Origin of the sequence: Pseudoalteromonas sp. c7(2019) (genome assembly GCF_011378625.1) — a bacterium.
In the GTDB taxonomy this organism is placed as follows: Bacteria; Pseudomonadota; Gammaproteobacteria; order Enterobacterales; family Alteromonadaceae; genus Pseudoalteromonas; species Pseudoalteromonas arctica.
The window spans coordinates 1-19,484 of the sequence record NZ_WTKS01000018.1 but is presented as its reverse complement, the minus strand read 5'-3'; the positions used below and the strand labels follow the sequence as shown (position 1 = coordinate 19,484).

Below are 19,484 nucleotides of genomic sequence, written 5' to 3'. Positions count from 1 at the left end.
GTATTTAGTTTATAAGGAAGAGTATGAAACCATTAATTATAGGGGCGATAGCATTAAGCCTCAGTGCTTGTTCTGCGGTAACCATTCAGCCACAGGCAACAGCAAAAATAACGAGCCAAGCTAATTTCGAAGATAGCCGCCCATTTTATTTATGGGGATTAGTGGGTGAGCAGCGGGTAGACGTAAAACAAATATGTTCAAATACACCGGTTATTCAAATGCAGTCACAACAAACGTTTAGTGATGGATCGCTGAGTTTAATTACGCTTGGAATATACTCGCCCCATACCATTAAAGTGTGGTGCCAAGAGCAAATACTAGGGGAGACATTATGAGCATCAAGCTATTTGCAGCCGGTTGCACACTGATTATTTTAACGGGGTGTACAAATATTTACTTTGATAACGGTATACAGAGCAAAGTAAGCAATAAAACTCTAAAAAGCTCACAGTGGCATCATAATTTTGCACTTGCGTTGTACGAGGGATCAGAGCCGTTAGATTTAACAACACATTGCCCACAAGGGGAGTGGCAAAGCGTTCATACGTATAAATCGTTTACTAATGGTTTAGCTGAGGTGGTTGTGAATCAAATCGGCCCAGCTTGGTACCCTAAAACAGTAGAAGTACAATGTAATAAGGTACCATTTAAAGCTAAATAATTATTTAAAATAGTTATTCGTAACGCAGTGCATCTATAGGGTTTAGTCTTGCTGCTTTAATAGCAGGGGCTAAACCAAATATAATCCCAATCATTGATGTAAATCCGAACGATAGTATTACAGCCCATGCTGGTATATATGCATCAGGCATACTAGGGACTAAAAACGAAATAAGCCCTGCGGCGCCATATCCTATAATGAGTCCTATTAAACCACCAAAGAGTGAAAGCACAACGGCTTCAACTAAAAACTGCAGCATAATAAAACCAGGTGTTGCGCCTAGTGCTTTTAATGTACCAATAACGCGTGTGCGTTCAGTTACCGACACTAGCATTATATTCATAACACCAATACCGCCAACAAGTAAGCTTATTCCAACAATACCAGCAGTAATAGCAGTAGCACTGCTGGTAAATTTATCTATTTGGGCACGAGATTTTTCAGCGGTTTCAAATTCAAAGTCGTTTTCATCTTTCTCTTTTAGTTTATGTAGTTGGCGCAATACACGGGTTATTTTTGCAAGCACTTGTTCTTCGTTAGTACCTTCATTTAACCTAAACATAATTTGCACATTAGTTTGTGTACTTCCGCCTTCTAAAGCACTCATGGTACTAATTGGAATATTAATGTAATCGTCTTGGTCAAAACCAAATAAGCTACCTTGTTTTTCAGCAACGCCAATAATTCTAAACCATTCACCACCTAGCTTTATATATTCACCTACTGGGTTTTCAGGAAGGTTTAGCTTTTCTATGATTGAAGGGCCGATAAATGCGACCCTTCTTCGCTTATCATCGTCCTCAGCACGAATAAAGCGACCAAGTTCAGGATAAGTACGATACGCTTTTTGATAGTCTTGCTCAGTACCGATAACACGCGATGAATGGCTTTTATTTCCATACTCAGCTCCCCCCGAAAAGCGCCAGGTAAACATTAGGGCAGTTAGCGTTTCAGCTTCTTTTATACGCGACTTTAAAGCTAAAAAATCGTCGTAGGTAAGCTTGGCATTTTTGCCAACCATTTCGAGTTCAATACTGGTGTAAGGCTTTATTGTTGTTACATCTGGCGACATATCAGCAAGTTGATCGTTTATTTGCTTTGTAAAGCCCTGCATTACTGCAACTACAGTAACTACGGCGGCAACACCAATAATAATGCCCAAACAGGTCAGTGCGCTGCGCATTGCATTAGCTTTAATAGCTGAAAAAGCGGCTTTAGTGCCTTCCATTATCGCAAGAGCTGATTTAAACATGCTGCTTGATTCCTTCATCTTTAGTGACATCACTTACCACTTTACCGTCGACCAAACGAATTACGCGTTGGCAATGATCGGCAATCTCTTGCTCATGTGTTACTAAAATAATAGTGTGACCTTCGTTATGCAGCTCATCAAATAAACCCATAATTTCGCGGGTTGTTTTACTATCAAGGTTACCTGTGGGTTCATCTCCTAATAATATATGTGGTTTTGTGACTAAAGCGCGGGCAATGGCAACACGTTGACGTTGCCCACCTGATAGTTGGCTAGATAAGTGATTAACTTTATCACCGAGGCCTACCCGTTTTAGTGCTTCTAGGGCTTGTTGCTTGCGCTGTTTGCTAGGAATAAAGCGATACACTAAAGGCTGCATTACATTTTCTAGTGCGGTTGCACGTGGTATTAAGTTAAAGCTTTGAAATATAAACCCAACGCTTTCATTACGCTGATGAGCTAGCTCTGTCTCGGTCATACTTTTTACTAGTTTGTCTTTTAAGTAGTATTCGCCACTGCTGGGTGTATCTAAACAGCCTAATAAGTTCATTAAGGTCGACTTGCCTGAACCAGAAGGTCCTATAATCGCCACGTATTCGTTTTGCATTATATGTACGTTTACATCATCAAGTGCCTTAAATACCTCTGAGCCCATTTTGTATTGTTTATTAATATGCTCTAGCTTGATTACCGCAGACATTAGGCTTCTTCCTTGTCTGCATCTGATTTAAGTTTTACCACATCACCTTCAGTCAGAAGACTTACTGGGCGCGCAGGGCCAATAACTATTTTGTCGCCTTCATTTAAGCCGTCAGTAATTGCTTGCTCTATATCAGATGATATTCCAACAGTTATGGCAATTTTGCTAACTGTATTATCGCTATTTAGTCGCCATACAAATGTTTTATCGTCTTCTTTTTGGATTGCTTCTATTGGAAGTTTTAAACCGTTTTCGGCAATGCTTGTTGCGATCTCTGCTCTACAACTCATTCCTGCATATAGCTGGCGCTCAGTAGTATCGAGTAATACTTTTACTTTAAACGATAAACCTTGAGAGCCGGCTTGGTTTTTAGCTGAAGTACCAATATTGATTACTGTGCCGCTAAATGGTTTATTTGGGTATGCGGCAGCATAAATATTCGCTTTTTGGTTAAGCTTAATACTCGCAATGTCGGTTTCATCAACACGTAGCTCGGCTAAAATAGCGCTTGGGTCTGCTACTAGCATTAAATCAGAGCCAATAATATTAGTAGTACCGGCTATAACGGTTTCACCTTCTTTAATATTTACAGATGCAAGCAAGCCGCTCATTGGAGCTCTAAATACACTTTTACTTAAGCGATCTTGCGCAATTTGTAGTGACGCTTGTGCTTGGTTGTACGACTCTATTCGTGATTCAATATCAATTTTAGCTAGATCGCGTGCGCTTTCAATATTCTCGTAGCTCTCTTGATTACCTAAACCGACATCATATAAGTCTTTTTGTCTTTTAAGTTGGCGCTCTAGGTTAGCAAGGCGTGTTCTACTATGTTTAATTTCAATTTCTGTGGCGCGAAGGATTGCTTTACTACGGGTAACTTCAGATTCAAAAGCGGTTGTATCAAGGCGCATTAACATGTCACCTTGTTTAACTCCTTGGCCTTCTTGAACAAATATTTTATCTACTCGGCCTGTCACTTCAGAGCGTAATTGCACTTGTGTATTAAAAACTAAATTACCTGAAGCCATTATTGAGTCAGCAATGTCGCCAAGCTCTACTTGAGCAATATTTACTTCGGCTTGTTTTTCATCGCCAGAGATTTGCTTTGACACAATTAGGGCTATAAATGCGCCTACAGCGAGTGTGATGATTATTGCTTTTTTCATTTTTATCTATCCGTGAATTAAGTAATACGGAGGCAATACATACCCCCATCTAGTGGTTACATTGCTGCAATGACTGCCCAAATACCAAAAATAATGATTGAAGGAAGTGCAGAGAATAGGAGTGCTTTGTTAGTTGAAAAATTAGTCCAGCATTTTAAGCCGATCATTCCCAGCGCAATGCTCCAAAAGCTAAATAAATTTATTGATTCTAATAAGCTATAAAAAGGATGGCCAATTTCAAGTCCTATTATTAATTGGTTAATAGATGCGTAGCTAAATACGGCTTGTTGAGATATTTGATCTGTACTTGCACTTAGTACAAGAGCAATTGTGCCTAGGCTTGAAATAACAACTGGCATCATTGTCCAGGTAGAGAATCCATACCAAGCTCCGTAGCTATGTTCTGATTCAGGATCTTGTTTAGCCACAAGCATATAATAAAGTGCCATGAGTGCATTCATGATAGCCAGCGCAATTACGCCGCCAAACAGAGCAAACCAAATTTGGTTTTCTGCATTTAGCTCTATACTTTGACGAATTGCTTTTTGCTCGCCAATTGTTGCATCTATACTTGATGCTGCTACTTGCTCATTAATCAAAAACTGCATATCAACACTAGAGTAAAAAATATAAACACTAGCGATACTAGCAAGGGTAATACATATAAATGCTAACCATGACCAACCTTTGGCGTGTTCAACACCATTGAAAGCTTTACTAGGATTTATATAAATATCGAGTAGGGCGCTAAACGCGTTAGGTGATTTCATTATTATTCCTTTATACCTATTTTATGGCTAGGCAGTTATAAATGCCCAGTGACTAAGTAATAGAATAAAGGAAAAAGTATGTATTGTTTTTATTCAATTGTAACGGTTTGTTAACAGATGTGAGGGGGCTTGTTCAAAAACGAGAAAAGGGCCAAAAGGCCCTTCGTGTTGCAGCAAGTAACACATTCTTTCTTATAAATTAAAGTCTACAGAATAAGCAACGTAAGCTTTAATATCTGAATCATCCATATCTGTATCAGACAAACCAAAAGTAAAACCGTCTTTCGAAATTGATACACCGTAATCTAAGATATTATCATCGCCAATAAAGTCACCAGAGTAATGGCCTAAGTGAAGTGCCATTTCAGTGCCGTTACTGCCAACAGCAAAACCGTAATCAGCTGTTAGGTAAAGTGAATCACCAAAGTCTGTACCATCACCACTTGCAGCTGATGTTGCAAGTACTGAAGCACCAAATGTAAAGCCTTCAACACTGATGCTACCGTAAATTTCAGAGAAATCTGCGTCAGCCTCAGAAGCGGCATCTGGGTAAGCGTAATAAATATAGCCAACATCGTAGCTAACGCTTTCGTTAATGTCGCCACCAAAGCCTGCGTATAAATCAAGCTCATAGGTCATTTCATCTGCCCACGATGCATTTGAAGCCCAAGTACCTGCATAAAAGCCCGATTCATTGGCGTAATCAATACCGCCTGAAATAGCTGCATCGCCCCCAGTTTGCTCTTGACCACGCCATAAGTAGTTTGATGTTGCCGCTGCGTTTGCTGTTACTTCAGCATGTACGGCTGTTGACGTTAAAGATGTTGCGCCCATTAATGCTATAGCACTTATAGCGATGGTTTTTTTTAGTTTTAGCATGTCCATTTCCCGTTATATGATTTTTGCTCGCCAAGGTTTTTATTATGTATTCGGAACCTTTAGGCTGACGGCTTTTTATTGTTTAACTAACGGGATAATTGCACTGTATGTGCCAGCTTCATTATTTTTTATTAAAAATTATTTTTTATTTATTAAAAACATGAGCTTGAATTTTATGAATAGGATGGGGATATAACATGAAGGAAGATGTTGCGCACATTGCTGGTGCATAAATTAACCTAGCCGCACCATAAAAGTACGGCTAAATTAGAAGATTTTAACCGAATATAGTGCGCATAAGGCTAATTGTTTCGTTTACGCTGCGACCTTTTTGTACTTCACTCACAATTGAATCACGTTTACTGCGAATGTGTTCAGGAATATCGTCAGCAGCAAGAGCACGGTCTACTAAAATTTCTGCAGACTCTTTACCTCTACGCTGAGTTTTACCTGTTGTAGTTGTAGTACGTTTAGGCTTGGTTAGCAGTTTAATGTAGTTAGAGTTATCTGGTGTTTTAGCATCAGCGTAGTGAAAGAAACATGGAATTAATGCTTTAATAGCAACCAATTGTTCTTCTAACTCATTACTAGGTTTAGCCATTTTGTACCATGACATAGCTTGAATACCTTTTACGATATCTTGCCAGTAACGCTCAAAATCACTATTTTTAAGTTTAGAAACACCAAGAGCACCACATAATGCATCTAATCGATTATTTGTAATCGGAGTAAATAAATCAGGGCGACGCATTGCAAGCAGTCGTGTTGCAGGCGCAAGTGTTGGTTTTTCGTTGTTGTCGGTGAATATTTTTGAATAAGCAGCAACAAATTGTTGATATTCGTATTGAGTAATATCACCTTCAAGTGGAATATTTACTAGTGCATCGTCAAAAGCACCTGGTAAATCACCAAGCATTTGATGGAAGCTCTTTGCACTCTTTGTAGATGCAAACCATTCAACGTCAAAGTTGTATGTGCTTGGATCAAGTGATGCCATGTGCTTACCGCTAAACGCAAGTAAGTCTTCAGGAATCATATCTTTAAGAGATTGTTCACGAATGCTTTTGATGTAGTCTACCAAACGAAGCTGTTCATCAAGTGCAATAACGTCTTTGTGTTGTTCTACAAATACACTTACAACAGGCCACGGAGCAATACGTAAAGTTTTAACCTGTAAAAAGCTGATAGCTGAAATAAGCTGATCGTGTAGCTTCTTAAGTACTGGTAACTGCTGTGGCTCTAGCAAATCGTAGTTCATACGATCTCTGCTTGCACTTAGCAATTCGTAACACCAAGGTAAAAAATCATCAGGGTGGTTTTCTACTTTCACGGCCATAAGGTTAAGGCTTAACTCTGAAGATTGCTTCAGAATGTTCTGATAGATTTGATTTTCTTGTTCGCCTAGCGTCATTTTTGACGGTGAAATTAGCAGTTTTTTCATGCCTTGTAGAATCTCCGGTTTAGATATATATTTTTTTGCTGGTCTATTTTAGCGCAATTACGCTAATAACAACAGCGCTGTCCTCCATACGTTGTAATTGAAGTGACTAAATCAGTATTTTTGCTAATAAAATGAGACTAATGCTTTAACATGTATCAATCATTTTCATCCAGTACAAAGAGGCTTTCAACTGAGGTATTAAAATGCTTTGCTATTTTTAGAGCAATTATTACCGACGGCGTAAACCGGTTTGTTTCTACGGTACTTATTGTTTTGCGCGACACTTTAATAGCATCAGCAAGTTCTTGCTGTGAAAGCCCGGCCTCTTTTCGATACTTTGCTATGTTATTTTGCATATCCACTCCTAATCACGATTTTGCCAAAGCAATGAAGCGCCATATACCAAGAGCATGATACCTAGGTAGAATATTGCCATAGTTGCATGCGAAAATTCGGTAGGTATTTCATCGCTTATATAAAAAACACCCAGAAGGCAAAACCCAAATGCAAAACTTGTATGTTTATATGCATTAGTGTCAATGGTGTTTAGAAACTCATCTTTATAAGCGTATTGAAAATACATTTTTAACGGAAAGCCCCCTTTAATGAGATAAATAATCACTATAACTATATAAAAAAAAACGCCCATTCCAACAGTTAAAAGCCCTCCAATATGTTGATCTTGTTTTATTAGTGAGTAAACACAGAGAAGTAAACAAACTATCCCTGCGCTTAAACTAATCCATATGTTTTGACCCATAAATTGTTCTTCAGTTTTAATATCCTGTTGTTTCATAGTATTCATCCTGTAATAGTATTTTATTTTTTGTAACCTCTGGGTATCAATGTAACCTTGGGGTATCACCGGGTCAATATTTATTTGTAACCTAAAGGTATCAAAATGTTTCAGGAAAGATTCACATATAACAGGTAAAATGGTTTTAGTGGCTTTTTTACATCAACTACAATGATTTTAAGGCTAACACTCGCTATGATAAGAACATTATTTGCACGTTTGAAAGGACGATCATGAAAACCTTACTTAAAATTGTAGGTGTAATACTTTTACTATGTATAGCACTAATTGTTGCCGCACCGTTTTTAATCCCTACTGATACTATTTTTAATAAAGTGTCTGAGCAGGTAGAACAAACAACTGGGCGCACTCTTACTATTAAAGGTGATAAAACACTTAGCGTATTCCCTGCATTAAAGTTAGAACTTAACGACGTGCATTTTGCAAATATGGAATCAGGTTCGCGCGCCGATATGGCGAGTATGAAACAGCTTGCTGTACACATACCTTGGTTTTCATTATTTGGTGGTGAGTTTAAATTAGATAAGTTTGTTATAAATGAACCAAATATCCTATTAGAAACTGACAAAAATGGTAAAGCTAATTGGCAGTTGTTTGATGCAGTTGCAGAGCAACCTAAAGAGCAAAGCCAATCAGGTGAAGCTATAAAGCTTCCAGATAACTTTGATATTGAGTTAGGCGAGGTCGCTATTTATGGCGGCACATTTACTTATTTAGATGGTCTAACAGGTGCTAAGCAACAAATTAGTGATTTAGAACTCGCTATTTTACTTCCATCACTTCGTAAAACATTAGAAGTAAAAGGGGGTATTACTTATATGCAGGAGCGTTTTGAGCTTGATATAAAATTAGATACTCCTGCTAAAGCAATTGAAGGTGCTACTTTTAATGTTAAACAAACCTTAGATTCTCGTTTAGTTGATCTAACGTTCGAAGGGAGCATCGCTGGGCAAGGCCAAGATATTAAAGGTCAGTTATCACTAAGCGGTGAGTCTGTTAAAAGTATTGCAAAATGGCAAGGTGTAGAGTTAGACGCTAAAGACAATGCTTTTAACGCATTCAGTGTAAACGGTAAAATGCACCTAGCAGGTGAGAAATTTAATTTAGACGATTTAGTTGCGACGTTAGACGCATTGGAAATAAAAGGTAAGAGCGAGCTTAACCTAGGAAAGCGTTTAGCTGTAAATGCTGATATCGATTTAGGTATGCTTGATTTAAACCCGTACCTACCTGAAGCAGTAGCAAAACAAGAAGAGCCAGTAGAGCAAAATGATAAACCTGCAGAGCCAATAGTATGGGATGACACTAAAATTGATCTAAGTGCGTTAAATTCACTAGATGCGAATGTAGTTATTCGTTCAAGTGGATTAAAAGCTAACGATATTAAGTTGGGCGCAAATCAATTTACTGTTGCTTTAAAAAATAGCACTGCAAAACTAAGCCTAGATAGCTTTTCTGCTTATGAAGGGTCAGGTAAAGGCGTTATCAATGTAAACGCACAACAAGTACCTTATAAAATATCAACTAACTTTGACTTAGCTGGTATAGATGCACAGCCTCTATTAACTGATGCGGCAGGTTTTGACAAGCTAATGGGTAAGGGGTCTTTAAATTGGAACCTAAACACAACTGGCCAAAGTCAAAAGTCGTTTATTGGTGCGCTTAACGGAAAACTTGGATTTGAGTTTGCTGATGGAGCCGTAAAAGGTGCGAATATAGCTGAGATGGTTCGTAAAGGTAAGGAACTCATTTCAGGAAACTTTGGTGCTGCGTCTGAAGGGCTGGATACCGGGTTTGAAGAATCAGAGCAAACAGATTTCTCTGCACTAACAGGAAGTTTTAACTTTACTAATGGTGTTGGTAAAAATACTGATTTATCACTTATTAGCCCACTCGTTAGAATATCAGGTGAAGGCGATGTTGATTTACCACAAACAACAGTTAATTACCGTTTGGTTACAGGCATAGTTGGATCAATCGAAGGACAGGGGACCACTGATGACAGCACTGGTTTTAAAATACCACTACGTATAAAAGGGCCTTTCCACGATGTTGGTATAAAGCTTGATGTAGGCAATGCGCTTAAAGATGAAGCTAAGCAGAAGGTTGATGAGGCAAAAGAAAAAGCCAAAGACAAAGCAAAGGATAAGATTAAAGATAAATTAAAAGGTTTATTCGGTTAATCATCTATAGTTAAAACAAACAAGGCACTTATATAGTGCCTTGTTTGTTTTGTAACCATCTGTAAAATAGCTACATAGCCGTAATTACTCAACTTTAATAACCATACGCTCTAAATTAATTAAAAAATAACCTATCACTACCCCCTCAATGCTGGTACAATTGCCCGCCCTTAAGAGACAACTCGTTTGTTTTTTGATTGGGATTTAATCGAAATGTCTGATTTTTAAACGAATTTTAGACACGTTGTAATTACTACACCGGAGGTCATTAACATGATCCAAATGCAAACTCAGCTGGAAGTTGCTGATAACAGCGGCGCTCGCAAAGTGCAGTGTATAAAAGTCCTTGGTGGTTCACACCGTCGCTACGCAGCGATTGGCGACATCATTAAAGTTTCTGTAAAAGAAGCTATTCCTCGCGGTAAAGTGAAGAAAGGTGATGTTAAAAACGCGGTAGTTGTGCGTACCAGAAAAGGTGTTCGCCGTCCAGATGGTTCTTTGATCCGTTTTGACAGCAACGCGGCTGTTATCTTAAATGATAACTTGCAGCCAATTGGTACACGTATTTTCGGCCCTGTGACTCGCGAACTTCGTAATGATAAGTTCATGAAAATCGTTTCACTAGCCCCAGAAGTACTGTAAGGAGCCAATCATGGCAGCAAAAATACGTCGTGATGACGAAGTAATCGTACTAGCAGGTAAAGACAAAGGTAAGCGCGGAAAAGTGCTTTCAGTTGTTACTGAATCTGGTCGAATCTTTGTCGAAGGCATAAACTTGATCAAGAAACACCAAAAGCCGGTTCCACAATTGAACCAAGCTGGCGGCATTGTTGAGAAAGAAGCATCTATGGATGCATCAAACGTTGCGATCTTCAACTCGGAAACGAGTAAAGCTGATCGTGTAGGTTTCAAGATTGAAGATGGTAAGAAATTACGTATCTTTAAATCTACTGGTAAAACTATCTAATAGTTGGAGTAGAATGATGGCGAAACTGCATGAAGTATATAAAGACAAAGTAGTTGCGGAACTTCAAGAGAAGTTTGGTTTCAGCTCTGTCATGCAAGTCCCTCAGATCGAAAAGATCACATTGAATATGGGCGTGGGCGAAGCCCTAGCTGACAAGAAGATTTTAGATAACGCAGTAGCGGATCTAGCAGCAATCTCTGGTCAGAAACCTCTAATCACTAAAGCACGCAAATCTGTTGCTGGCTTCAAAGTGCGTGAAGGTTACCCGATTGGTTGTAAAGTAACCCTACGCGGCGAGCGTATGTGGGACTTTTTTGAGCGTTTGGTATCAATCGCTATCCCACGTATTCGTGACTTCCGTGGCGTAAGTGCTAAGTCTTTTGATGGACGTGGCAACTACAGCATGGGCGTACGTGAACAAATCATCTTCCCAGAAATCGATTACGATAAAGTAGACCGTGTACGCGGTATGGATATTACTATCACTACTTCTGCGAAATCTGATGAGGAAGGCCGTGCGTTGTTAGAAGCGTTTAACTTCCCATTTAAGAAATAAGGGTAGGGTTATGGCAAAGAATTCTATGAAAGCGCGCGAAGCAAAGCGCACAAAACTAGTTGCTCAGTTCGCTGAAAAGCGCGCGGCACTAAAAGCTATCATCAGTGATGTTAACACATCTGAAGATGATCGTTGGGACGCGGTACTTAAGCTACAAGCTTTACCTCGTGATTCTAGCCCTGCACGTCAACGTAATCGTTGTAACATTACGGGCCGCCCACATGGTTTCCTTCGCAAATTCGGCATGAGCCGTATTAAAGTTCGCGAAGCAGCTATGCGCGGTGAAATTCCTGGCCTTAAAAAGGCTAGCTGGTAATAGAATCATGGGAGTAAGACTATGAGCTTGCAAGATCCTATCGCGGATTTGTTTACACGAATTCGTAACGGTCAATCAGCGAAGAAAGTATCTGTAACGATGCCAACTTCAAAGCTGAAAGTAGCATTAGCTAAAGTACTAAAAGACGAAGGTTATATCGTAGATTTCGCCGTTAACGGTGAAACTAAACCTGAGCTTTCTATCGAGTTGAAGTACTTCGAAGGCAAAGCTGTAATTGAAAATATCCAGCGTGTAAGTCGCCCTGGTCTACGTATCTATAAGAAACGTGACCAATTACCTAAGGTAATGGGTGGTCTTGGTATCGCTATCGTATCAACTTCTAAAGGCCTAATGACAGACCGCACAGCACGTAGTGCTGGTGTTGGTGGTGAAATCATTGGTTTTGTAGCTTAATCGGAGGGGAACTATGTCTCGCATAGCAAAGGCACCAATTACTGTTCCTGCCGGTGTAGAAGTTACATTAAAAGGCCAGGAAATCACAGTTAAAGGCAAAAACGGTGAACTTACTCGTACTATCAACAACGCTGTTGAAGTACAAGTTAATGACAACGTTATTACTACTTTACCTCGTGATGGCGTAGCTAATGCATGGGCTCAAGCAGGTACTGCTCGCGCTCTAATCAACAACATGGTTGTTGGTACGCATGAAGGTTACGAGAAGAAACTTCAGTTAGTAGGCGTGGGTTACCGTGCTGCAGCTAAGGGTAAAACATTAGATTTAACTCTTGGCTTCTCACACCCAGTTAATTTCGCAGTTCCTGAAGGAATTACGATTGAAACTCCAAGCCAAACAGAAGTTCTAGTTAAGGGCGTAGATAAGCAGTTAGTTGGTCAAACAGCTGCTAACATTCGTGCATACCGTAAACCTGAGCCTTATAAAGGTAAGGGTGTTCGTTATTCAGATGAGAATGTACGCCGTAAAGAGGCTAAGAAGAAGTAAGGTAAGACGATGGATAAAAAAACAGCTCGTCTACGTCGTGCTAAACGCACTCGTAGAAATTATATTGAACAAGGCACAACGCGTCTTGTTATCCACCGCACGCCACGTCACATATACGCTCAAGTAGTAAATGCTGAGGGTAATGTACTGGCTGCTGCTTCTACTGTTGAAAAGGCTATTAGCGAAACAGTTAAAGGCACCGGTAACGTTGAAGCTGCGCAAGCAGTTGGCAAAGCGGTTGCTGAACGTGCGGCTGACAAAGGCATCGAAAAGATTGCTTTTGATCGCAGTGGCTTTAAATATCACGGCCGTGTGAAGGCGCTAGCTGATGCTGCGCGTGAAGCCGGTTTGCAATTCTAGGAGTAGACTATGGCTAACGTAGAAGCAAAGCAACAACAGCCTGATCTAGCTGAAAAGCTAATCGCGGTGAACCGTGTGTCTAAAGTAGTTAAAGGTGGTCGTATCTTTAGCTTTACTGCACTAACTGTAGTTGGTGATGGCGCAGGTAAAGTAGGTTTCGGTTATGGTAAAGCACGTGAAGTTCCAGCTGCTATTCAAAAAGCAATGGAAAAAGCACGTCGTAACATGATCAACGTAGACCTAAATGGCAACACATTACAGCATCCTGTTAAGGGACGTCATGCTGGCTCACTAGTGTTCATGAAACCAGCATCTGAAGGTACTGGTATCATTGCAGGTGGTGCTATGCGTGCAGTACTAGAAGTTACTGGTGTGCAGAACGTACTTTCTAAATGTTACGGTTCTACTAACCCGATCAACGTGGTACGTGCAACGATTTCGGCTCTTGAGAATATGAATTCTCCACAGTCAATCGCTGCTAAACGTGGCCTTCGCGTAGACGAAATACTGGGGTAACCATGGCAAATCAAACTGTAAAAGTAACACAAGTAAAAAGCTCTATCGGTCGTTTACCGAAACATAAAGCTACATTACGCGGTCTTGGTTTACGTCGTATCAACCACACTGTTGAGTTAGAAGACACAGCATGTGTACGTGGTATGATAAACAAGGTTTCTTACATGGTTAAGGTAGAGGGTTAATTCGATGCATTTGAATACACTTTCACCTGCTGCAGGTTCAAAAACTGCTCCAAAACGTGTTGGTCGTGGTATCGGTTCTGGTCTAGGTAAGACTGGCGGCCGTGGTCACAAAGGTCAAAAATCACGTTCTGGCGGCAAAGTACGCGTTGGTTTTGAAGGCGGTCAAATGCCTATGCAACGTCGTCTACCTAAATTTGGTTTTACTTCTCGCAAATCTTTAGTATCTGCAGAAATAAACCTTTTTGAAATCGCTAAAGTAGAAGGCGATGTGGTAGACCTAAGCGCGTTACAAGCAGCTGGTCTAGTTAAAAAGAACGTTCTTTTCGTTAAAGTTGTTAAATCTGGCGAAGTTTCACGCGCTGTTACCGTTAAAGGCCTTAAAGCCTCGAAAGGTGCTCGCGAAGCTATTGAAGCTGCCGGAGGCAAGGTAGAAGACTAAGGAAGTACTAATGGCTAAACCAGGTCAAGATACAAAAAGTGCACAAGGTGGACTTTCGGAATTGAAGCGCCGATTACTCTTCGTATTGGGTGCTATCATAATTTACCGTCTAGGTTCATTTGTGCCGATCCCTGGGATTGACGCCGCTGTACTTGCCGATTTCTTCGAGCAACAAAAGGGCACCATTGTTGAGATGTTCAACATGTTCAGTGGTGGTGCACTTGAGCGAGCTTCAGTGTTAGCACTGGGTATTATGCCGTATATCTCGGCTTCGATTATTACGCAACTATTAACGCATATGTATCCTCCGTTTATAGAGCTTAAGAAAGAAGGTGAGCAAGGGCGTAAAAAAATTAGCCAGTACACACGCTATGGCACGCTTGTGCTAGCTACTATTCAATCAATCGGTATTGCTTCTAGCTTACCGGGCATGATGGAGGGGTTAGTTGTTAACCCTGGTATGGGTTTCTATTTCACCGCAGTGGTGAGTTTAGTAACTGGTACTATGTTCCTTATGTGGTTGGGTGAACAAATAACAGAGCGCGGTATCGGTAACGGTATCTCTGTTCTAATATTTGTTGGTATTGTAGCTAACTTGCCGTCTGCTATTGGTTCGACAGTCGAAATGGCGCGCCAAGGTGATTTGAATGTTTTTGTACTGTTGATGGTTGCGGTAATCGTATTCGCTGTTACTTATCTTGTAGTGTTTTTCGAACGTGGACAACGTCGTATTGTTGTTAACTACGCTAAACGCCAACAAGGTCGTCAAGTATTTGCTGCTCAAAGCACGCATTTACCACTAAAAGTAAATATGGCGGGTGTTATTCCACCAATCTTCGCTAGCAGTATAATTCTGTTCCCTGGTACAATTGCTAGCTGGTTCGGCCAAGGTGAAGGTCCAGTCGCTGATGTATTACAAGCTGTTGCTACTACGTTGACCCCAGGTCAACCGTTGTACTCACTTGTTTTAGCTGCGGCTATTATCTTCTTCTGCTTTTTCTACACAGCGTTGGTTTTTAACCCACGTGAAACAGCAGATAACCTTAAGAAATCTGGCGCATTTATCCCAGGTATTCGTCCAGGTGAGCAGACATCTAAATACATTGATAAAGTGATGACACGCCTGACATTGGCAGGTGCTTTGTATATAACCTTTATCTGTCTGGTGCCTGAATTCATGACGATGGCGTGGCAAACGCCATTCTACTTCGGCGGTACATCAGTTTTGATTATCGTTGTAGTGATCATGGACTTTATGGCACAAGTACAGACTCACCTGATGTCTCATCAGTATGATTCTGTGCTGAAAAAAGCGAACCTTAAAGGCTACGGTCGATAAGGTCAGTTTACGGAGTTGAGCAATGAAAGTACGTGCTTCCGTTAAGAAAATATGCCGTAACTGTAAAGTTATTAAACGTGCTGGTGTAGTACGCGTAATTTGCAGTGAGCCTAAGCATAAGCAAAGGCAAGGTTAAGTAAACAGCGTGCAGGCTGAGTTTTCTCGGCCTGTGTTTTTAGTAGTAATTTGGTCTTCGTTTGAGTATCCTTACGGGCTTTTCAAACAGATGATTACCAAATTCGAATATAGGAGATGTGTTAGTGGCCCGTATTGCTGGCATTAACGTCCCTGATCATAAACATGCAGTTATTGGTTTAACAGCTATTTATGGCATAGGTAAGACTCGCTCTAAGGCTATCTTAGTAGCGACTGGTATCGCCGAAACCACAAAAATCGGTGAACTTTCAGACGAAATTCTTGACGTACTGCGTGATGCAGTTGGCAAGTACACTGTTGAAGGTGATCTTCGTCGTGAAGTTACTTTAAATATCAAGCGCCTTATGGACCTTGGTTGTTATCGTGGCCTACGTCACCGTCGCTCTTTACCACTACGTGGTCAAAGAACTAAGACTAACGCGCGCACCCGCAAGGGTCCTCGTAAGCCTATTAAGCGATAAGGGGATAGTATTATGGCTAAGACACCAATTCGTCGTAAAAAGGTTAAAAAACAAGTTGCTGATGGTATGGCTCATGTTCATGCGTCTTTCAACAACACTATTGTAACGATTACCGACCGTCAAGGTAATGCACTATCATGGGCTACTGCCGGTGGTTCAGGTTTCCGTGGTTCACGTAAATCTACACCATTTGCTGCTCAGGTTGCTGCAGAGCGTGCAGGTACTGCTGCTCAAGAATACGGTTTAAAAAATCTAGAAGTTTTCATCAAAGGTCCAGGTCCAGGTCGTGAATCTGCTGTACGTGCTTTGAATGCTGCTGGTTACCGTATTACCAACATTACTGACGTGACGCCTATACCACATAATGGTTGTCGTCCACCGAAGAAACGTCGCGTTTAACAATAGGTTAGGAGAAATAACATGGCAAGATATTTGGGCCCTAAGCTCAAGCTGAGTCGTCGTGAAGGTACTGACCTGTTCCTTAAGAGCGGCGTAAGAGCTATCGACTCTAAGTGTAAACTTGAGACTGCACCTGGTCAGCACGGCGCCCGTAAAGGTCGTTTATCTGATTACGGTTTACAATTACGTGAAAAGCAAAAAGTACGTCGTATATACGGTGTATTAGAAAAGCAATTCCGTAACTACTACAAAGAAGCTGCTCGCCTTAAAGGTAATACAGGTGAAAACTTGTTACAGCTTTTAGAGCAACGTTTAGACAATGTTGTATATCGCATGGGTTTTGCTAGCACACGTGCAGAAGCACGTCAGTTAGTAAGCCATAAAGCGATTTTAGTTAATGGTCGTGTTGTGAACATTCCTTCATACGTAATTACTCCAGAAGATACTGTTGTAATCCGTGAGAAGTCTAAGACACAAGCACGTATCATCGCTGCTCTAGAGTTGGCTGAGCAACGTGAAAAGCCGACTTGGGTTGAAGTTGACGGTAAGAAATTGGAAGGCAGCTTTAAGCGTCTACCTGAGCGTTCAGACCTGTCTGCGGACATTAATGAACAACTAATCGTCGAACTTTACTCTAAGTAAAGTTAAGAGTTAAGAGAGGATAAAATGCAGGGTTCTGTTACAGAATTTCTAAAACCAAGGTTAGTCGACATCGACGCTATCAACCCAACGCGTTCTAAAATAGTTTTAGAACCATTAGAGCGTGGCTTTGGCCATACTCTGGGTAATGCTTTACGCCGTATATTACTTTCATCTATGCCTGGATGTGCAGTAACTGAAGTTGAAATCGACGGTGTATTACATGAGTACAGCGCGAAAGAAGGCGTTCAAGAAGACATCATTGAAATACTATTAAACCTTAAAGGTTTAGCAGTAACGTTAGAAGGCAAAGATGAAGTTTTTCTGACCCTGACTAAATCTGGTGTAGGCCCTGTTACTGCGGCTGATATTCAGCACGATGGCGATGTAACAATTGCTAATCCAGATCACGTTATTTGTAATTTAACTACAAATAACAGCGAGATCAGCATGCGTATTCGTGTTGAACGTGGTCGTGGTTATGTGCCGGCATCTAGTCGTTTATCCTCTGATGACGATGAGCGTCCAATTGGTAGATTGTTGCTTGATGCATCATTTAGCCCAGTTGAACGTATTGCGTACTCGGTTGAATCAGCTCGAGTTGAGCAACGTACAGATTTAGACAAGTTAATCATTGATATGGAAACAAACGGCACTTTAGATCCAGAAGAAGCGATCCGCCGTGCGTCTACTATCTTAGCTGAGCAATTAGATGCATTCGTAGATTTACGTGATGTAACTGAGCCAGAAGAGAAAGAAGAGAAGCCAGAATTCGATCCTATTCTACTTCGTCCAGTTGATGACCTTGAATTAACAGTACGCTCAGCAAATTGTTTGAAAGCCGAGCAAATTCAATATATCGGTGATTTAGTTCAGCGCACTGAAGTTGAGCTTCTTAAAACACCTAATTTAGGTAAGAAGTCTCTAACTGAAATTAAAGACGTGCTAGCTTCACGTGGACTTTCTCTGGGCATGCGCCTAGAAAATTGGCCACCTGCAAGTTTAGCTGAATAATCTAAATCACTATATTAGTTTAGTTAGAAGGATAGGGTCATGCGCCATCGTAAGAGTGGTCGTCAATTAAACCGTAACAGTAGCCATCGTAAAGCGATGTTTAGCAATATGGCAGGTTCTTTGGTGAAACATGAAATCATCAAAACTACTTTGCCTAAAGCGAAAGAGTTACGTCGTGTAATTGAACCTTTAATCACACTGGCTAAGACTGACAGTGTAGCAAATCGCCGTTTAGCGTTTGCTCGCACGCGTGATAATGAAGTTGTTGGTAAATTATTCAGTGAAATCGGTCCACGTAACGCGGATCGTCCAGGTGGTTACACTCGTATTCTTAAGTGTGGCTTCCGTACTGGTGATAATGCACCAATGGCTTATATTGAACTAGTTGGTCGCCCAGCGACTAGCGAAGCAGTTCAAGAAGACGCACAGTCTGCAGAGTAAGTCTTAAAGAAACCTAAAAGCCGAGCCTATGCTCGGCTTTTTCTTGCCTAAAATTTGTCAAACTATATGAACCAGTAATTACCTTCTATTATGGGCAATGACTCATAGATTCTGAATTGATAAGTTGTTTTGACAGCTGCTTTAATAGCTCTATCTAATTACTCTTTATTTACCATTCATTCAAAATAGCCTATCAGATTCTAGTTAAAGATCATTTCCACTATATATTGTGATTTACAGCTATTAATAATACCGCCGCGAATTGAGCTACAATTAGAGCAATCCCTAACGAAGTTTCTACTTATAGAGCTGATTAAAAGATATAACGTGCGTACTCTTATAAATATACCGGTACTAAGAACCTCAGAGTAAAGTTAACCATTACGGCCTAAGTAAACTTCCTCCTAAAATATGTAAAACTATTATTAAACATAGGCTGATCAATTCAATTATCAGCTTTTGATTAATTTAAATGATAATAGGAATACGACTCTTGCTCTATTGGTTGTTTTTTCTGCATCGATGATCGAAATGTGTCTCTACCCGTTAGTAGTTGCCCAACTTTCATCTCAAATAGCTCTATGAACCTATTAATAATGGTAGTTTAGTTGTGTTTTTGAGCGTTTAGCTCAAATACTCAGCGAACAGCACATTATTTCAAGTTTTCTTCAAAAAAGGGTTGATCTGTTTTCGGATCTCCCTATAATGCGACCCCACTGAGACGGGAAACGCCAACGCATAGCGAGGCACGAACAACTCAGGGTGTTAAGTAAAACTTAGATTGAATATTTTTAGAAAGTTTAAATTTAAGTGTTGACAAAAAAATAGGAAAGCGTAATATGCGCAGCCCTAGCGAGATAAAGTTT

Annotated in this window: 28 protein-coding genes; 20 read left to right on the top strand and 8 right to left on the bottom strand. The window is 40.4% G+C overall.

The genetic code is table 11. From position 1 onward, the window contains the following. Positions 1 to 23: 23 nt before the first annotated feature. The gene (locus GQR38_RS17235) at positions 24 to 335 is read left to right on the top strand and encodes a Bor family protein (protein WP_165722778.1); all 312 of its coding nucleotides are present in this window, start codon (positions 24 to 26) and stop codon (positions 333 to 335) included. Then, on the top strand, positions 332 to 661 hold the full coding sequence (locus tag GQR38_RS17230; RefSeq protein ID WP_101163389.1) for a hypothetical protein: 330 nt from the start codon (positions 332 to 334) through the stop codon (positions 659 to 661). Before GQR38_RS17235 ends, GQR38_RS17230 begins: the two co-directional genes overlap by 4 nt. 13 nt (positions 662 to 674) lie before the next feature. Here GQR38_RS17230 and GQR38_RS17225 read toward each other — a convergent pair whose 3' ends face one another. The 8 genes from GQR38_RS17225 to GQR38_RS17190 all read right to left on the bottom strand — a co-directional run bounded on the left by GQR38_RS17225 (position 675) and on the right by GQR38_RS17190 (position 7,665). Further along, positions 675 to 1,913 (bottom strand): ABC transporter permease, encoded by a 1,239-nt coding sequence (locus tag GQR38_RS17225; protein ID WP_101216074.1) that lies wholly within the window; start codon positions 1,911 to 1,913, stop codon positions 675 to 677. Then, the gene (locus GQR38_RS17220) at positions 1,906 to 2,613 is read right to left on the bottom strand and encodes an ABC transporter ATP-binding protein (RefSeq protein ID WP_165722777.1); all 708 of its coding nucleotides are present in this window, start codon (positions 2,611 to 2,613) and stop codon (positions 1,906 to 1,908) included. Before GQR38_RS17220 ends, GQR38_RS17225 begins: the two co-directional genes overlap by 8 nt. Then, positions 2,613 to 3,779: an efflux RND transporter periplasmic adaptor subunit gene (locus tag GQR38_RS17215; protein ID WP_165722776.1), complete on the bottom strand. Its 1,167-nt coding sequence runs from the start codon at positions 3,777 to 3,779 to the stop codon at positions 2,613 to 2,615. Before GQR38_RS17215 ends, GQR38_RS17220 begins: the two co-directional genes overlap by 1 nt. A gap of 56 nt (positions 3,780 to 3,835) precedes the next feature. After that, positions 3,836 to 4,549 (bottom strand): YIP1 family protein, encoded by a 714-nt coding sequence (locus tag GQR38_RS17210; RefSeq protein WP_024594265.1) that lies wholly within the window; start codon positions 4,547 to 4,549, stop codon positions 3,836 to 3,838. 192 nt (positions 4,550 to 4,741) lie between these two features. Beyond that, positions 4,742 to 5,428, bottom strand: coding sequence for a TorF family putative porin (locus tag GQR38_RS17205; protein ID WP_024591363.1), 687 nt, complete (start codon positions 5,426 to 5,428; stop codon positions 4,742 to 4,744). 277 nt (positions 5,429 to 5,705) lie between these two features. Next, positions 5,706 to 6,869: a hypothetical protein gene (locus GQR38_RS17200; protein ID WP_024591362.1), complete on the bottom strand. Its 1,164-nt coding sequence runs from the start codon at positions 6,867 to 6,869 to the stop codon at positions 5,706 to 5,708. Between the two features lie 155 nt (positions 6,870 to 7,024). Beyond that, positions 7,025 to 7,225 carry a helix-turn-helix transcriptional regulator gene (locus GQR38_RS17195; RefSeq protein ID WP_007584642.1) on the bottom strand — a complete coding sequence of 67 codons (201 nt, stop codon included), beginning with the start codon at positions 7,223 to 7,225 and terminating at the stop codon, positions 7,025 to 7,027. A gap of 8 nt (positions 7,226 to 7,233) precedes the next feature. Beyond that, positions 7,234 to 7,665 (bottom strand): hypothetical protein, encoded by a 432-nt coding sequence (locus tag GQR38_RS17190; RefSeq protein ID WP_007584645.1) that lies wholly within the window; start codon positions 7,663 to 7,665, stop codon positions 7,234 to 7,236. 233 nt (positions 7,666 to 7,898) lie between these two features. Between GQR38_RS17190 and GQR38_RS17185 the strand changes: the two genes are divergently transcribed. From GQR38_RS17185 to rplQ, 18 genes are all read left to right on the top strand, one after another. After that, the gene (locus tag GQR38_RS17185) at positions 7,899 to 9,869 is read left to right on the top strand and encodes an AsmA family protein (protein WP_165722775.1); all 1,971 of its coding nucleotides are present in this window, start codon (positions 7,899 to 7,901) and stop codon (positions 9,867 to 9,869) included. A gap of 273 nt (positions 9,870 to 10,142) precedes the next feature. Then, entirely contained in the window at positions 10,143 to 10,511 is a 369-nt protein-coding gene (rplN, locus tag GQR38_RS17180; protein WP_002959498.1) for a 50S ribosomal protein L14, read from the top strand. 10 nt (positions 10,512 to 10,521) lie between these two features. Further along, a complete protein-coding gene (gene rplX, locus GQR38_RS17175) occupies positions 10,522 to 10,836 on the top strand; it encodes a 50S ribosomal protein L24 (RefSeq protein WP_002959496.1) in 315 nt (104 codons plus the stop codon). 16 nt (positions 10,837 to 10,852) lie between these two features. Then, on the top strand, positions 10,853 to 11,392 hold the full coding sequence (gene rplE, locus GQR38_RS17170; RefSeq protein ID WP_010554915.1) for a 50S ribosomal protein L5: 540 nt from the start codon (positions 10,853 to 10,855) through the stop codon (positions 11,390 to 11,392). Positions 11,393 to 11,402: 10 nt separating this feature from the next. Continuing rightward, the gene (rpsN, locus tag GQR38_RS17165; RefSeq protein WP_010554914.1) at positions 11,403 to 11,708 is read left to right on the top strand and encodes a 30S ribosomal protein S14; all 306 of its coding nucleotides are present in this window, start codon (positions 11,403 to 11,405) and stop codon (positions 11,706 to 11,708) included. Positions 11,709 to 11,729: 21 nt separating this feature from the next. Continuing rightward, on the top strand, positions 11,730 to 12,122 hold the full coding sequence (gene rpsH / locus GQR38_RS17160; RefSeq protein WP_007584660.1) for a 30S ribosomal protein S8: 393 nt from the start codon (positions 11,730 to 11,732) through the stop codon (positions 12,120 to 12,122). Between the two features lie 13 nt (positions 12,123 to 12,135). Further along, positions 12,136 to 12,669, top strand: coding sequence for a 50S ribosomal protein L6 (gene rplF, locus GQR38_RS17155; RefSeq protein ID WP_002959488.1), 534 nt, complete (start codon positions 12,136 to 12,138; stop codon positions 12,667 to 12,669). Between the two features lie 9 nt (positions 12,670 to 12,678). Further along, positions 12,679 to 13,029, top strand: a complete 351-nt coding sequence (gene rplR, locus GQR38_RS17150; protein ID WP_002959486.1) for a 50S ribosomal protein L18 — start codon at positions 12,679 to 12,681, stop codon at positions 13,027 to 13,029. Positions 13,030 to 13,038: 9 nt separating this feature from the next. Next, positions 13,039 to 13,545: a 30S ribosomal protein S5 gene (gene rpsE, locus GQR38_RS17145; protein WP_002959485.1), complete on the top strand. Its 507-nt coding sequence runs from the start codon at positions 13,039 to 13,041 to the stop codon at positions 13,543 to 13,545. A gap of 2 nt (positions 13,546 to 13,547) precedes the next feature. Continuing rightward, complete coding sequence (gene rpmD, locus GQR38_RS17140) at positions 13,548 to 13,730, top strand: 50S ribosomal protein L30 (protein WP_002959482.1); 183 nt, start codon at positions 13,548 to 13,550, stop codon at positions 13,728 to 13,730. Positions 13,731 to 13,734: 4 nt separating this feature from the next. Continuing rightward, on the top strand, positions 13,735 to 14,169 hold the full coding sequence (gene rplO / locus GQR38_RS17135; RefSeq protein ID WP_002959480.1) for a 50S ribosomal protein L15: 435 nt from the start codon (positions 13,735 to 13,737) through the stop codon (positions 14,167 to 14,169). Between the two features lie 10 nt (positions 14,170 to 14,179). Then, on the top strand, positions 14,180 to 15,508 hold the full coding sequence (gene secY / locus GQR38_RS17130) for a preprotein translocase subunit SecY (protein WP_007584663.1): 1,329 nt from the start codon (positions 14,180 to 14,182) through the stop codon (positions 15,506 to 15,508). A 22-nt stretch (positions 15,509 to 15,530) separates the two neighbouring features. Then, positions 15,531 to 15,644 carry a 50S ribosomal protein L36 gene (gene rpmJ / locus GQR38_RS17125; RefSeq protein ID WP_002959476.1) on the top strand — a complete coding sequence of 38 codons (114 nt, stop codon included), beginning with the start codon at positions 15,531 to 15,533 and terminating at the stop codon, positions 15,642 to 15,644. A 124-nt stretch (positions 15,645 to 15,768) separates the two neighbouring features. Continuing rightward, the gene (gene rpsM / locus GQR38_RS17120) at positions 15,769 to 16,125 is read left to right on the top strand and encodes a 30S ribosomal protein S13 (protein WP_007584664.1); all 357 of its coding nucleotides are present in this window, start codon (positions 15,769 to 15,771) and stop codon (positions 16,123 to 16,125) included. 12 nt (positions 16,126 to 16,137) lie between these two features. Further along, on the top strand, positions 16,138 to 16,524 hold the full coding sequence (gene rpsK / locus GQR38_RS17115) for a 30S ribosomal protein S11 (protein ID WP_002959471.1): 387 nt from the start codon (positions 16,138 to 16,140) through the stop codon (positions 16,522 to 16,524). A 21-nt stretch (positions 16,525 to 16,545) separates the two neighbouring features. Then, positions 16,546 to 17,166, top strand: a complete 621-nt coding sequence (rpsD, locus tag GQR38_RS17110) for a 30S ribosomal protein S4 (RefSeq protein WP_002959461.1) — start codon at positions 16,546 to 16,548, stop codon at positions 17,164 to 17,166. 24 nt (positions 17,167 to 17,190) lie between these two features. Continuing rightward, positions 17,191 to 18,177 carry a DNA-directed RNA polymerase subunit alpha gene (gene rpoA / locus GQR38_RS17105; RefSeq protein ID WP_002959452.1) on the top strand — a complete coding sequence of 329 codons (987 nt, stop codon included), beginning with the start codon at positions 17,191 to 17,193 and terminating at the stop codon, positions 18,175 to 18,177. Positions 18,178 to 18,216: 39 nt separating this feature from the next. Continuing rightward, positions 18,217 to 18,618, top strand: coding sequence for a 50S ribosomal protein L17 (gene rplQ, locus GQR38_RS17100; protein ID WP_002959450.1), 402 nt, complete (start codon positions 18,217 to 18,219; stop codon positions 18,616 to 18,618). Positions 18,619 to 19,484: the final 866 nt, after the last annotated feature.

What these genes read in the sequence shown, in the direction of transcription:
- rplX (WP_002959496.1), top strand. Translation starts at nt 10,522, where the DNA reads ATGGCAGCAAAAATACGTCGTGATGACGAAGTAATCGTACTAGCAGGT.
- GQR38_RS17235 (WP_165722778.1), top strand. Translation starts at nt 24, where the DNA reads ATGAAACCATTAATTATAGGGGCGATAGCATTAAGCCTCAGTGCTTGT.
- rpoA (WP_002959452.1), top strand. Translation starts at nt 17,191, where the DNA reads ATGCAGGGTTCTGTTACAGAATTTCTAAAACCAAGGTTAGTCGACATC.
- GQR38_RS17220 (WP_165722777.1), bottom strand. Translation starts at nt 2,613, where the DNA reads ATGTCTGCGGTAATCAAGCTAGAGCATATTAATAAACAATACAAAATG.
- rpsH (WP_007584660.1), top strand. Translation starts at nt 11,730, where the DNA reads ATGAGCTTGCAAGATCCTATCGCGGATTTGTTTACACGAATTCGTAAC.
- GQR38_RS17230 (WP_101163389.1), top strand. Translation starts at nt 332, where the DNA reads ATGAGCATCAAGCTATTTGCAGCCGGTTGCACACTGATTATTTTAACG.
- GQR38_RS17215 (WP_165722776.1), bottom strand. Translation starts at nt 3,779, where the DNA reads ATGAAAAAAGCAATAATCATCACACTCGCTGTAGGCGCATTTATAGCC.
- rplN (WP_002959498.1), top strand. Translation starts at nt 10,143, where the DNA reads ATGATCCAAATGCAAACTCAGCTGGAAGTTGCTGATAACAGCGGCGCT.
- rplQ (WP_002959450.1), top strand. Translation starts at nt 18,217, where the DNA reads ATGCGCCATCGTAAGAGTGGTCGTCAATTAAACCGTAACAGTAGCCAT.
- rpsK (WP_002959471.1), top strand. Translation starts at nt 16,138, where the DNA reads ATGGCTAAGACACCAATTCGTCGTAAAAAGGTTAAAAAACAAGTTGCT.
- rpsE (WP_002959485.1), top strand. Translation starts at nt 13,039, where the DNA reads ATGGCTAACGTAGAAGCAAAGCAACAACAGCCTGATCTAGCTGAAAAG.
- GQR38_RS17210 (WP_024594265.1), bottom strand. Translation starts at nt 4,549, where the DNA reads ATGAAATCACCTAACGCGTTTAGCGCCCTACTCGATATTTATATAAAT.
- GQR38_RS17195 (WP_007584642.1), bottom strand. Translation starts at nt 7,225, where the DNA reads ATGCAAAATAACATAGCAAAGTATCGAAAAGAGGCCGGGCTTTCACAG.
- rplE (WP_010554915.1), top strand. Translation starts at nt 10,853, where the DNA reads ATGGCGAAACTGCATGAAGTATATAAAGACAAAGTAGTTGCGGAACTT.
- GQR38_RS17225 (WP_101216074.1), bottom strand. Translation starts at nt 1,913, where the DNA reads ATGTTTAAATCAGCTCTTGCGATAATGGAAGGCACTAAAGCCGCTTTT.
- rplF (WP_002959488.1), top strand. Translation starts at nt 12,136, where the DNA reads ATGTCTCGCATAGCAAAGGCACCAATTACTGTTCCTGCCGGTGTAGAA.
- GQR38_RS17185 (WP_165722775.1), top strand. Translation starts at nt 7,899, where the DNA reads ATGAAAACCTTACTTAAAATTGTAGGTGTAATACTTTTACTATGTATA.
- rpsD (WP_002959461.1), top strand. Translation starts at nt 16,546, where the DNA reads ATGGCAAGATATTTGGGCCCTAAGCTCAAGCTGAGTCGTCGTGAAGGT.
- rpsN (WP_010554914.1), top strand. Translation starts at nt 11,403, where the DNA reads ATGGCAAAGAATTCTATGAAAGCGCGCGAAGCAAAGCGCACAAAACTA.
- rpmJ (WP_002959476.1), top strand. Translation starts at nt 15,531, where the DNA reads ATGAAAGTACGTGCTTCCGTTAAGAAAATATGCCGTAACTGTAAAGTT.
- GQR38_RS17200 (WP_024591362.1), bottom strand. Translation starts at nt 6,869, where the DNA reads ATGAAAAAACTGCTAATTTCACCGTCAAAAATGACGCTAGGCGAACAA.
- rplR (WP_002959486.1), top strand. Translation starts at nt 12,679, where the DNA reads ATGGATAAAAAAACAGCTCGTCTACGTCGTGCTAAACGCACTCGTAGA.
- rplO (WP_002959480.1), top strand. Translation starts at nt 13,735, where the DNA reads ATGCATTTGAATACACTTTCACCTGCTGCAGGTTCAAAAACTGCTCCA.
- GQR38_RS17190 (WP_007584645.1), bottom strand. Translation starts at nt 7,665, where the DNA reads ATGAAACAACAGGATATTAAAACTGAAGAACAATTTATGGGTCAAAAC.
- secY (WP_007584663.1), top strand. Translation starts at nt 14,180, where the DNA reads ATGGCTAAACCAGGTCAAGATACAAAAAGTGCACAAGGTGGACTTTCG.
- GQR38_RS17205 (WP_024591363.1), bottom strand. Translation starts at nt 5,428, where the DNA reads ATGCTAAAACTAAAAAAAACCATCGCTATAAGTGCTATAGCATTAATG.
- rpmD (WP_002959482.1), top strand. Translation starts at nt 13,548, where the DNA reads ATGGCAAATCAAACTGTAAAAGTAACACAAGTAAAAAGCTCTATCGGT.